Source organism: Geomonas sp. (assembly GCF_056994735.1).
Genome location: NZ_JBXKJL010000287.1, coordinates 1 through 12,286 on the forward strand (window position 1 = coordinate 1; position 12,286 = coordinate 12,286).

Annotated in this window: 8 protein-coding genes; 3 read left to right on the top strand and 5 right to left on the bottom strand. The window is 62.2% G+C overall.

Going from position 1 to position 12,286, the window contains the following annotated elements; genetic code table 11:
• Positions 1-1,366: bifunctional UDP-N-acetylglucosamine diphosphorylase/glucosamine-1-phosphate N-acetyltransferase GlmU (gene glmU / locus AC11W3_RS12310; protein WP_484093100.1), on the bottom strand; the 1,366-nt coding region annotated here is incomplete at its 3' end.
• 153 nt (positions 1,367-1,519) lie between these two features.
• Here glmU and AC11W3_RS12315 point away from each other — a divergent pair.
• From AC11W3_RS12315 to AC11W3_RS12325, 3 genes are all read left to right on the top strand, one after another.
• Positions 1,520-2,062: an MXAN_5187 C-terminal domain-containing protein gene (locus AC11W3_RS12315; protein WP_484089065.1), complete on the top strand. Its 543-nt coding sequence runs from the start codon at positions 1,520-1,522 to the stop codon at positions 2,060-2,062.
• Complete coding sequence (locus AC11W3_RS12320) at positions 2,059-3,912, top strand: B12-binding domain-containing radical SAM protein (protein ID WP_484093101.1); 1,854 nt, start codon at positions 2,059-2,061, stop codon at positions 3,910-3,912. The genes AC11W3_RS12315 and AC11W3_RS12320 overlap by 4 nt, the downstream gene beginning before the upstream one ends.
• Before the next feature lie 404 nt (positions 3,913-4,316).
• Entirely contained in the window at positions 4,317-6,221 is a 1,905-nt protein-coding gene (locus AC11W3_RS12325) for a cytochrome c3 family protein (protein ID WP_484089067.1), read from the top strand.
• Between the two features lie 134 nt (positions 6,222-6,355).
• Here AC11W3_RS12325 and priA read toward each other — a convergent pair whose 3' ends face one another.
• The 4 genes from priA to AC11W3_RS12345 form a co-directional block, all read right to left on the bottom strand.
• Positions 6,356-8,611, bottom strand: a complete 2,256-nt coding sequence (gene priA / locus AC11W3_RS12330; protein WP_484089068.1) for a replication restart helicase PriA — start codon at positions 8,609-8,611, stop codon at positions 6,356-6,358.
• 189 nt (positions 8,612-8,800) lie between these two features.
• Positions 8,801-9,988, bottom strand: coding sequence for an FprA family A-type flavoprotein (locus AC11W3_RS12335; protein WP_484089069.1), 1,188 nt, complete (start codon positions 9,986-9,988; stop codon positions 8,801-8,803).
• 142 nt (positions 9,989-10,130) lie between these two features.
• The gene (locus AC11W3_RS12340) at positions 10,131-11,444 is read right to left on the bottom strand and encodes a DEAD/DEAH box helicase (RefSeq protein WP_484089070.1); all 1,314 of its coding nucleotides are present in this window, start codon (positions 11,442-11,444) and stop codon (positions 10,131-10,133) included.
• A 435-nt stretch (positions 11,445-11,879) separates the two neighbouring features.
• Complete coding sequence (locus AC11W3_RS12345; RefSeq protein ID WP_484089071.1) at positions 11,880-12,161, bottom strand: HU family DNA-binding protein; 282 nt, start codon at positions 12,159-12,161, stop codon at positions 11,880-11,882.
• Between the last annotated feature and the right edge of the window lie 125 nt (positions 12,162-12,286).

Below are 12,286 nucleotides of genomic sequence, written 5' to 3' on the forward strand. Positions count from 1 at the left end.
TCAGTTTCCACCCTTCCTTGTTGACCTGGGGGGTGCGGGAGATGGCCAGGGAGTCGGGGGGGACGTCGATGGTAACTGTGGTCCCGGCGGCGATCAGTGAATTTCTGCCGATCCTGACCGGCGCCACGAACTGCACGTCGCTGCCGACGAATACTTCGTCCTCGATGATGGTATGGTGCTTTTTGACACCGTCATAGTTGCAGGTGATGGTGCCACAGCCGATGTTGACATGGCTGCCGATGGTGGCGTCTCCCAGGTAGGTGAGATGGGAGGCCTTCGATCCCTCCCCCATCACGATCTTCTTGGTTTCTACGAAGTTTCCGATCTTGACCTTTGCCGACAGCTCGCATCCGGGCCGCATATGCGCCATCGGCCCGATCTGCACTTCCTCACGAATCACCGACTGCTCGATCACGCTCCCTGCCTTGACGATGGTGCCGTCGCCTACCTTGCAGGAGGTGATATAGGCCCCGGGGCCGATCTCGCACCCCTCGCCGATCACGGTATCGCCCACGATGGTGGCGCCGGGATAGATCACGGTATCGCGGCCGATCTGGACTCCGCGGTCCACATAAACCGCCTTCGGGTCGATCATGGTCACCCCGGAGAGCATCAGGTCACGGTTGATCCGCTCCCGCAGCACCCTTCCCGCCTCCGCGAGCTGCACCCGGTCGTTCACCCCGGTAATCTCCTCCGCATCCGCCACTACGAAACTGAGGCACTTGCGCCCCTGCGAGGCGGCCTGACGCACCACGTCGGTCAGGTAATACTCGCCTTGCGCGTTGTTGCTGTCCAGCTTCGCCACCGCCCCTTCCAGGAAGGCACGGTCGACGCAGTAGACCCCGGCGTTGACCTCGGATATCCGCCGCTCCTCGGGAGAGGCATCCTTTTCCTCGATGATGGCGGTGACGCTGCCGTCGTCCCCCTTGAGGACCCTGCCGTAGCCGAAGGGATTGGAAACCATCGCGGTCATTACCGTGATCCCCGCCCCGGATCTCTTGTGCACCTGCAACATGGTCCCCAGCGTGGCAGCGGTGAGGAGGGGAGTGTCCCCGCACAGTATCAGCACCGTTTCCGTGGCCGGATCCAGCACCGGCATGGCGCAGTGGACGGCATGGCCGGTACCGAGCTGTTCGGACTGCACCGCGAAGGAGACCTCTTCCGGCCGGTCGGCAAAGTAGCCCCGGACCTTTTCCTCCTGGTGCCCGACCACCAGCACGCAGCGGGAAACGCCGGCCTCGAAGGCAGCCGCAACAGGCCAGGCGATCATCGGGGGACCGACCAAGGGATGCATGACCTTGACCAGGGCGGATTTCATCCTCGTCCCCATGCCGGCCGCCAGGACTATTGCTGATATATTCGTCATATCGGGATCTCCCCCTTCCCTTTTTCCACTTTAGAATCCTCTATTTTTAGCAATTATCGCCATGTCCGTCAAGGTCTTTCACCCGCTGGTACGGCGCACTTTTACCATTTACACGACAAGTAGTTCCCGTTATAGTCACCGTCGGAGGAGTCGATGGGAATTCCTGAGGACATAGCGCGACTTGAGCAGGACCTGCGCGAGCTCATCATAAAGTACGAACAGTACTTCTTCGGGATCGAGAAGAGGGAGCCGCTCAAGCTTCTTGATGACGTGGAGCGCCTGGCCCGGCGCTACCAGAATATCAGCATTTCCAATACCAGGGACAGGTTCAAGTATGACACCCTGGTCGCCACCTTGAGCGTCCACCGCCAGAAGTGGGCACGCATCAACAGACTGATCGAGGAAGGGAAGTACGAGAGGGACCGCTTCAAGATGTCGCTCCACCAGGGGAAAAAGCCCTCGCGGCCCGAGGCCCCGAAGCAGGACGACATGGAGCGCATCTATCAGCAGTATCTGACCGCCCGGCAGGCCTGCAACCTCCCTGTGGACCAGGTCACCCGCGAAAAGGTCATCGGCGCCATCGAGCGACAGAAGCCTCGGATCATGGAGAAATACCGCTGCAACGAGGTCGAATTGGTCGTCGTCATCGAGGATGGCAAACCCCGCCTGAAAGCCCGCCACAAGCCCAAGATATGAAGCTCACACTGGTTTCCATTCACCCCTACCACTCTCCACAGGCGGTGCCGCTGGCCTGCGCTTTTCTCAAGTCAGCCCTGCTGGCCGACGAAAAGCTGAAAGAGGCACTCGAGGTCGAGCTCGCGGAGTTCTTCCTGGAAGAGTCGCCGGACGACTGCGCCCGGGGCATCCTCAGTTCCGCGCCTGCACTGGTCGGCTTCTCCGTCTACGTCTGGAACGTCGATCACGCCTTGGCTGTGGCCAAAGCGATCAAGGCCGGCGCACCGGCAGTCATCATCTGCGCCGGGGGGCCGGAAGCCACCGCCAACCCCTCGCTGCTCCTCGACAGCGGCACGTTCGACTTCGTGATCCGTGGAGAAGGGGAAGGGGCGCTGGTCGACGCCATGCACCAGGTGACCCGTGGCCGGCTTCCGACCGGAGTGCCGGGCTTGGTACTTCCGGGGATGGCACCGGCTCAGCTCCCGCTACCGGTCGAGCTCGACGCGCTCCCCTCACCCTACCTTTCCGGGCTCCTCGATCCTGACGTCGCCGGCGGCGCACTGTGGCAGCTCTCGCGAGGCTGCGACTTCGCCTGCGCCTTCTGCTTCGACCACAAGGGAGGCGGAGGGGTCAGGCGCATCGGGATGGAGAGGATCGAAGCGGAGCTGCGCCTTTTTGCCAGGCTGGAGGTGCCGCAGGTCTTCGTGCTCGATTCCACCTTCAACAAGATCCCCAAGCGCGCCAAGGAAATACTGAGACTGATAAGGAAGCTGGCCCCGCGGGTCCACTTCCACTTCGAGGTCCGGAGCGAATTCATCGATCCCGAAATGGCTGAGCTCTTCGCCTCCGTTATTTGCTCGATTCAGATCGGGCTCCAGAGCGCCGACCCCGCGGTCCTGAGGGGGGTGGGGAGAGGCTTCGACCGTGATGACTTCTCCCACCGCATCTCGCTTCTCAACAACAGCGGCGCCATTTTCGGATTTGACCTCATCTACGGGCTCCCGGGCGACACCCCTGCGACCTTCCGCGATTCCCTGGACTTCGCCCTCTCCCTTTACCCGAATCACCTGGACATCTTCCCCCTTTCGGTTCTTCCCGGGACCAGGCTCTACAGGAAGGCGCAGGAACTCGGGCTGAACCACCTGGACTCTCCGCCCTACACCCTCCTCTCCACGCCGACGTTTTCTCCCGAAGCGCTCCATGAAGCGGCCCTCCTTGCGACAGCCTGCGACATCTTCTACAGCCGCGGGAAGGCGGTGGCATGGTTCAACGCCGTCACCGCCTCCCTCAAGCTCACCCCTTCAGCCTTTCTCACCGCCTTCAGCTCCTTCCTCGGAAGAAGAGGAGCGGAGAACGAGCACGATCTCTCGGAGCAGGAGATCTGGGAGCTGCAGCGGGCTTTTCTGAAGGAGATCTTTGCAGAGAGAAAGAAGGGCCGACTGCTGCCGCTGGCTCTCGACCTGGCGGACTACCATCACTACTACGCCTGTGCGTTGCTGGCGACCCCGCCGACGCCGCCGAGCCGGAAAGAGCTGAAAAAGGTCGACCTGATGCGTCACCCCCTGTCGCTCGCCCCGTCCGCCTCGCTGGCGTCGTTCAACTACGAGGTCCTCGACATCCTCGAGGCCGGAGAAATGGAGCTCACCGCCTTCGCCTCCTGCTTCACCCCCGCCGAATCGTATGCCCTGATCTATCCCGCTGCCGGTGAAATCTGCACGGAGTCGATCGACCGATCGTACTTCGAACTGCTGCTCGGCCTTGATGGAACGCGCCCCGCCGGCACCCTCTGCAGGGAACTATCGATACCCGCGGCAGAAGCCATCCCCTTCCTCGAATTCGCCCTCTCCGAAGGCATCATCACTCTCGCCTGAATCCTCACCCGACGCTCTCCCACCGTATACCTGCTTGAGCTTTTCAAGAATCTGCCGAATTGAAAGGAAACTGGCCAAAGGCCAGGCTCTTGCGCCTGCTAATGAGCCTTATTGTATACAGTTCATAAAAATATCATATTGTTTATTTCCTCAGGGTTAGGGCATTTCAGATCTTGCGTCTCAAGTTTTGGTTAATTAAAGTGATCGGCTCCTTCGTCATTTGACAGCCTGTTTTTGTATACATTACGCCATATAACTAGCCAAGGGAGTTGTATCTAGCTTATTAACTTGCACTTTTTATCTTGATTTAAATCATATTGCGTATTAGTCTATGCGCCGTCTAGAGTGCGATATAACCAGGCGTCTGCAACAAGCAGAAGTTTTTTTAATGACAGGAGATTACAATGTTACATGTATTAACGCGCATCATCCCGCTGCTACTGCTCCTTGTAATGACCCGACCAGCCGCCGCGTCTCAGGGTCTGGCCATCGACCCGGCGACCTGCCTGGGCTGCCACGGCGACAAGATCTCGGCTACCTTGATGGCTAATTCGGTGCACGGCAAGAACGGCTGCACCAGCTGCCATGTCGAGATAGTGGAACTGGCCAAGCACATGAAGGGCGAGATCAAGGTAGGGAAGGTCCAGTGCGTCCGCTGCCACAAGAAGGAGGCAGCCGAACACGCCAACAGTGTCCACACCGCCAAGGGCGTCACCTGCGCCAACTGCCACACCGACATCCACAGCCACACCTCCTGGAACAAGGACAAGCGCCGGGTCCTGGCGATCTGCGTGAAGTGCCACAAGGACGAGCGAGGGTTCACCCAGTCCGTTCACGGCAAGGGCGTCCTCGCCGGCAACCAGGATTCCGCGGCCTGCAACGACTGCCACAACCTGCATGAGATCAAGGCCCTGGGCGACCCCAGCTCCCACACCAACCGCGAGTTCCACACCAAGGTCTGCCTCAGGTGCCATGGCGACGAGAAACTGGTGGAGAGGAACAAGATCTCCAAGGTCGCGGTCGAGAGCTACCTGGCCAGCTACCACGGCAAGAACTACCGCCTGGGCTACCCTGAGAAGGTGGCAGGGTGCGCCGACTGCCACACCGCGCACTCCATCCTCCCCTCCAAGGATCCCAAGTCCTCCGTCAACAGCGCGAACCTGGTCCAGACCTGCGGCAAGTGCCACAAGAAGGGAACCATCCTCTTCACCAAGTTCTACGCACACGGCGAACACAACGACCGCGACCGCTACCCGATCCTCTTCTACACCTTCATAGCCATGACCGGCCTGCTGGTCTCGACCTTCGCGGTCTTCTGGCTGCACACCCTGCTCTGGATGATCCGCGGCTTCGTGGAGAACAGGGAGAAAGCCGCCGCCCTGGAGGCAGGACAGTGCCTGCACCCCGCCGGGAGCCTCGGCGCTGACGCCGGAAGCCACGCCATCGCCATGCCGCACGGCCACGTAGAGGACGGCCACAAGCAGTACCGCCGCTTCACCAGGCGCCACATCTTCCTGCACCTGCTGGTCATCATCTCCTTCCTCGGCCTGTCGCTGACCGGCCTGCCGCTCAAGTTCAGCGACCAGCCCTGGGCCAAGGTGCTGATGGGCCTCTACGGCGGCGCCCCGAATGCGGCGCTGATTCACAGGATGTGCGCAGGAATCACCTTCGTCTACTTCATGTCGGCCCTGGCGCTGAGCATCCACTTCCTCTTCATCAGGAAGGACCTGAAGGGCAACGTCTTCCAGAAGCTGTTCGGGCCGGAATCACTCATGCCGAACTTCCGCGACATCAGCGACGTGGTGGGGATGGTTCGCTGGTTCTTCTTCAAGGGACCGAAGCCTACCTTCGAGCGCTGGACCTACTGGGAGAAATTCGACTTCATCGCTGTCTTCTGGGGTATGTTCGCCATCGGCGGCTCCGGCCTCATGCTCTGGTTCCCCGAGTTCTTCGGCATGTTCCTCCCCGGTTGGGCCTTCAACGTGGCCACCATCATCCACTCCGATGAGGCGCTCCTGGCTACAGGGTTCATCTTCACCGTCCACTTCTTCAACACCCACGGACGGCCCGAGAAGTTCCCGATGGACTTCGTAATCTTCAACGGCCAGATGTCCAAGCACGAGTTCATCGAGGAGCGTGGCGACCAGTGGGCCCGCTATGAGAAGGAAGGGATCATCGAGAAGTTCAAGGCCAAGAAGACCAGTGGCATCGTCTACGACTTCTGCCTCAAGGGCTTCGGCTTCACCGCCCTCTTCATCGGCATCACTCTTCTTATGCTGATGATCTACGCCTTCGTGGCACCGCACTAGTGCCAGGCAGGTAGCACAGATGAGAAAAGGGGCTCCCGGAAGGGGGCCCCTTTTTTTGTGCCGATCAGTATGCGGTTACGCCCCTCGCCCCCTGGAGAGGGGATGGGGTGAGAGCTCCGGGGGAGAGGGGGGTACTAGAGCATCTCCACCGGATCGACGTCGATCACCTGCCGGACGGTGGAAGGGTGGCTGAAGGCGCCGCGGAAGTGGAAGAGGAGCTTATGCAGCTCCGAGCGGTCCCTCCCCTTGAGGAGGATCTGCCAGCGGAAGCGCCCCCGCACCTTGCCAAGCGGCGCGGTCACAGGTCCCAGGATCTCCACCCTGAGGCGGCAATCCCCCTTCACCTTCCTGAGCAGGCGCGCCGCTTCCTCGGCGGAGGCCTCGGCCTGGGCGGCGGTTATCGACGAGATGGTGAGAGACGCCAGATGGGCGAAAGGGGGATATCCGACTTCCTCGCGGAAGGAGATCTCCTTGCCGTAGAACCCCTCGAAGTCGTGCGCCACGGCCGTCGTCAGGGCGTAGTGCTCCGGGGCCAGTGTCTGCACCAGCACCCGCCCGGGCTTGTCCCCCCGCCCCGCCCGTCCCATCACCTGGGTCACCAGCTGGAAGGTCCTCTCGCTGCTCCTGAAGTCGGGGAGGTTGAGGGAAGCATCGGCGGAGACCACACCTACCAGGGTGACCCCGGGGAAGTCATGGCCTTTGGCTATCATCTGCGTCCCGATCAGGATGTCGACCGAACCATCCTCCAGCGACTTCAGCACCCGGGCATGGCCACCCTTCCCCTTGGTGGTATCGCGGTCCATGCGGGAGACACGGGCGGCGGGGAAGAGCTCCTGCACCTCCTCCTCGACCCGCTCGGTTCCCCTTCCCAGCAGGGTGATCTCACCGCCGTGGCAGGCGGGGCAGACCGAAGGGGCGGGGACGGAATAGTCGCAATAATGGCAGATATGGCGCCCGCGGCCGCGGTGATAGGTGAGGGTGACTTCGCAGTTCGGGCAGCGGAGCACGTGACCGCAGTCCTGGCAGACCAGGTAGGTGGCGAAGCCGCGGCGGTTGAGAAAGAGGAGGGTCTGCCCCCCCGCCTCCAGGTTCTGCGCGATGGCATCGATCAGAGGTTGGAGGAAGGTCTCCCCCTTCTTCCCCCTGGCGTCCAGCATCACGGTCTCAGGCATGGGAAGATCGCGCACCCGGTTCGGGAGATGGAGATAGCCGAGCCTGCCGGTCATGGCCGCGTGGTAGGTGGTGATCAGCGGGGTAGCCGATCCCAGGACCACCACCGCCGAGGCCTGCTTCCCCCTCACCAGGGCCAGATCGCGGCTGTTGTAGCGGACCCCCTCGGACTGCTTGTACGATCCCTCGTGCTCCTCGTCGACCACGATGATCCCCAACCGCTCGAGGGGTGCGAAGAGCGCGGAGCGGGCGCCAATCACGATCTGGGCCTCGCCCCGCCTGATGCGGCGCCACTCGTCGAAACGCTCCCCGTCGGAGAGGCCGGAATGCAAGACCGCGATGCCGCAGTCGAAGCGCCTCTTGAAGCGGCCGACCAGCTGCGGGGTGAGGGCGATCTCCGGGACGAGCACCAGCGCGGTTTTGCAGGCCGCCAGCGCGACGGCTATGGAGTGAAGGTAGACCTCGGTCTTGCCGCTCCCGGTAACGCCGTGCAGGAGAAAGGGTGAGAAGGCCCCGGACTCCAGGGCTGCCGAGATGCGGGAGAAGGCCTCCGCCTGCTCCGGATTCAGCGGCAGCGGCGCATCGCGATCGAAGGTCTCGGCCTTGAAGGGGTCCCGATATACCTCCCGCTCCACTAAGCAGACCGCCCCCAGTTCGACCAGCCGGTGGAGCTGGGGAGTGCATTTGCCGAAACGAGCCTTGAGGGCGGAGGCGGAAGACTCCCCTGTCTCAACCAGGTGATCGAGGATCTCGGCACCCTTCCCCCGGGGACGGCCGTCGCAGTCGGGAACCGCCGAGTAAAAGCGCTCGGTCCTGACGCTTCTCCCCCCGCTCAGAAATTCCCTCAGCTCCGGGGTGCCGTCCTCTGCCTTCTCGCACCGGTAGCGGCTGACCAGGTTGATCCCCGCCGGTAGCGCCATCTTGATCACTTCCCCGAGCGGGTGGAAGTAGTACCCCGCGATCCAGCGATAAAACTCCAGCTCGGAGGCGGTGAAGAGTGGCTCCTCGTCAAGGATCTCCAGCACCTCCTTCAGCTCCGCGGTGGTGGTCCCGGATTCGCCGATGAGATAGCCGGTGACCTTGCGCCTGCCAAAGGGAACCAGGACCCTCTTGCCGGGAACGGCCAGTGGTGACAGGCGCTCGGGCATGAGGTAGTGGAAGCTCCCTTGCAGCGGCAGCGGGATGGCGACCTCGACTATGTGGTGTGGGGACGTCAGCATGAGAGAAGGACCGATACCTCGCCTGGCGGGAGGGGGTTGGGGGGTGCGGGGGTTCCACGGCTGTTGGAAGCGAGCTTCCCCCCTGCCCCCTCCTGCGCGCCGTGGCGCTTCAGCGCGCAGGCCCGTCAAGAGAGGGGGAGCGTTTCGTTGGGGGAGGAGGAGTGAACAGTGCCGGTAGCGACGCCGAAGCTACTTCTTCAGCACCTCTTCGGCGATGGTGCGGCCGAGGGCCTCGCATTCGGCCAGGGCCTCGGGCCTCGGCATGAAGGGGGCGCGCACGAAAGGAACGGGGAGCTTGAAGCCCATTCCCTTCAGCCGCTCTTCCAGCATCCGGCAGGCTTCGCCGCTCCAGCCGTAGCTTCCGAAGACCCCGCCGATGTTACCTTTGAGGCTCACCGAAGAGAGGTAGGAGAGGACGTCCCACATCGGCTTCGGGATATCGCGATTTATGGTGGGGGTGCCGAAGATCAGCGCGTCGGACTCCTCCATCAGGTCGCGGATGTCGGCCACCGAGGCGTGGTTGATGTGGCAGAGGGTCACATGGATGCCGGGTATGCTGGCCCCCTTGGAGACCGCCTCCGCCATCATTTCCGTGTTGCCGTGCGGAGAGATGTAGAAGATGGCGACCCTCTTCCCTCCGGCCTTGGGCTCGGACCACTTGCGATAGAGGTCGATCGCCTTGCGCGGCTCGGAACGCTGGAGCGGGCCGTGGCTCGGGCAGACCATCTTGATGTCGAGCCCGTCGAGCCTGGCCACCGCGGCCAGCACCCGGTCCTTGAAGGGGCGCATGAGGCAGTCGTAGTAGAAGCGGGTATCCCCGCTGAAGTCGGGAACCTCGTCGTCGAAGATGCCGTCGGCGGCGAAGTGGGCGCCGAAGGCGTCGCAGGGGAAGAGGACGCCGTCCTGCTCGAGGAAGGTGAACATGGTGTCCGGCCAGTGCAGGAAGGGGGCGGAGATGAAACGCAGGGTCCTACCGCCTAGGTCGATCTCCTCGTTGTCCTTGACGATCCGGGAGTGGAACGGCTCGTGGATCTGGTTGCCGAGGAAGGTCTTGGCCGCCTGGCTGGAAATGACGCAGGCTTTGGTGCAGTGCTTGAGGAGAAAGGCGAGCGAGCCGGAGTGATCGGGCTCGGAGTGGTTCACGATGATGAAGTCGACATCCGCCGGGTCCATGATGGAGCGGATATTCTCCAGGTACTCATCAAACCGCTTGGCCTTCACGGTATCGACGATGGCGGTATGGGTGTCGCCCTGGACCAGGTAGGAGTTATAGGATGTGCCATGCTCGGTGGGGAAGAGGTCATCGAAGACGGTGAGGCCGGGATCTTTCACCCCAATCCAGTACAGACCCTTCCCTAATTCAACGGCTCCCGCCATGCCACACCCCCTCTAGTATCGGATTTGTGCCGCAGTGATCCGCGGCGTGTTGCGAGACGGCACCCGCCGCGCCAGGCGGGGGTGCCGTCAATTCTGCAAGACGATACCAAAAAGAATGGGTTAAAGCAACGGGGAAAAGGCGCTATTTAACGCCGTCGCGCCTGCCGCCGCGGCGGTACTCGACCACCACCTGGGGGTCCCTGCGGCCGACGGGCTTGCCCCCCGCGGCGGGACGACCCTTGGGGCCGAAGGACTTCTTGCGCGGGTCGAAGGAGGGGCGCCCCTTCTTGGCTCCGGGACCGCCCGACCTTCTCAGGGGACGGGTCGGCTCCAGTCCCGGGATCACGTGCTGCTGCAGGGTCTTGCCGGTGTAGCGCTCGATCCTGTCGAGATAGGCGACCTCGTTCATGGAGCAGAAGGAGATGGCCACCCCGCTGGCGCCGGCGCGTCCGGTCCTGCCGATCCGGTGCACGTAGTCCTCGGCGAATTTCGGAAGGTCGTAGTTGATCACGTGGCTGATACCGGTCACGTCGAGGCCGCGTGCTGCCACGTCGGTGGCCACCAGCAGGCGGACCTTGCCGCGACGCATGTTGACGATGGTCCGGTTGCGCGCCCCCTGCGACATGTCGCCGTGCAGGGCCGCAGCGGCGTGCCCCTGGGCGTAGAGCTCGGTGGCCAGCATGTCGGCGTCCCTCTTGGTGGCCGAGAAGATGATGGCCTTGGTGACGCTCTCGTCGGAGATCAGGTGCTGCAGCAGACGGTTCTTGTGACGCATGTCGTCAGCCACGTGGAGGCGCTGCTCGATCTGGAGCTCGGAGACCTCCTTCCCTTCCACCGCGATCCGCACCGGGTCCGTCAGGAGGCGGCTGGCGATCTTGGCCATGGCGTCATCCATGGTGGCGGTGAAGAGGAGCGTCTGGCGCGCTTCCGGGCAGGCGGCGGCGATGCGGTCGATGTCCTCGGAGAAGCCCATGTCCAGCATGCGGTCCGCCTCGTCCAGGATCAGGAGCTCCAGGCGGGAGAGGTTGAGGCTGCGGCGGTCGAGGTGGTCGATCAGGCGCCCCGGGGTGGCGACGATCAGGTCCACCGGACGGGAGAGGAGCAACATCTGCTCACGGTAGGGCATGCCGCCCAGGATCGAGCCGCTTCTCACCTTCATGAACTTGCCGTAGCTCCTGACCGCGTCGGTCACCTGGTTGGCCAGCTCCCTGGTCGGGGTCAGCACCAGGATGCGGGGGCCTTTTCCATGTGCCTCGGAGGGAACCAGCAGGCGCTCCAGGGCGGGGAGGACGAAGGAGGCGGTCTTGCCGGTGCCGGTCTGGGCGCTGCCGATCAGGTCCTTTCCTTCCAGGGCGACAGGTATCGACTGGGCCTGGATGGGGGTCGGATCGGTGTAGCCGCAGGCGGCGATGGCTTTGAGGATCGGGGCGGAGAGATTGAGTGTTTCGAAAGACATGTGATTCCTTTTTTGTTGGCCATAATGAAATATGGTAGGGCGCAGACCGTCAGGCACACGACGGGGGCACCTAGCTAGCTGCAGGGATGTAAAAAATGAGTTTTAAGACGCGAAACGGCCCGCTGCGGAGATGTTTACCGCGTGCTGACAACAGCTGGTTTTGACCGGCAGATCGTACATCGTCGCCAACCAAAGTGCAGCCGCATTTCTTGAGGGGGATTAGCCTGAATGCGAGGGGTTGGATCGATGGGACGGGAAAGATTCTCCCTGATGGAACTGATGTCAGTCAGACAGCCATGATTACTACAGCCGGAAGGGGAAAGCAAGCTTTTCTTTTCCGGTGCGTCGTATACTAAAAAACCCCGCCTTCAGGGGCGGGGCTTTTCGCTGCGCTGCCGGCAACCTTCGTGGAGGGCACGCCGGTCGCCAAGGCGACTATTTTTTTGCTGCGATGGCGTCTTTCAGAGCCTTGCCCGGACGGAACTTGGGTACCTTCGCCTCGGCGATGTTGATCTCCTTGCCGGTCTGCGGGTTCCTGCCGGTGCGTGCCTGCCTGTTGGACACCTCGAAGCTGCCGAAGCCCACCAAAGTCACGCGCTCACCCTTCTTCAGTGCTCCGCTTACGCTGGAGATGAAGGCGCCTACAGCCTTCTCGGCTGCACCCTTGGGGATGTCGGCGGATTTTGCCACTGCTTCGACGAGTTCTGCTTTAGTCATGTTAAACCCTCCTTGGATGTATTAAATTAAATGCCACTATAATCATAAAAATGCAATTTGCAAGGGTTTTCTTGGACGCCGCAGCATTTTCTCCAGGACAGGAGCGGTTCTAGCCGGAACCGCCC

Excerpts from the sequence above, each read along its gene's own strand:
- AC11W3_RS12345 (WP_484089071.1), bottom strand. The coding sequence starts at position 12,161 with ATGACTAAAGCAGAACTCGTCGAAGCAGTGGCAAAATCCGCCGACATC.
- AC11W3_RS12335 (WP_484089069.1), bottom strand. The coding sequence starts at position 9,988 with ATGGCGGGAGCCGTTGAATTAGGGAAGGGTCTGTACTGGATTGGGGTG.
- AC11W3_RS12325 (WP_484089067.1), top strand. The coding sequence starts at position 4,317 with ATGTTACATGTATTAACGCGCATCATCCCGCTGCTACTGCTCCTTGTA.
- priA (WP_484089068.1), bottom strand. The coding sequence starts at position 8,611 with ATGCTGACGTCCCCACACCACATAGTCGAGGTCGCCATCCCGCTGCCG.
- AC11W3_RS12320 (WP_484093101.1), top strand. The coding sequence starts at position 2,059 with ATGAAGCTCACACTGGTTTCCATTCACCCCTACCACTCTCCACAGGCG.
- AC11W3_RS12315 (WP_484089065.1), top strand. The coding sequence starts at position 1,520 with ATGGGAATTCCTGAGGACATAGCGCGACTTGAGCAGGACCTGCGCGAG.
- AC11W3_RS12340 (WP_484089070.1), bottom strand. The coding sequence starts at position 11,444 with ATGTCTTTCGAAACACTCAATCTCTCCGCCCCGATCCTCAAAGCCATC.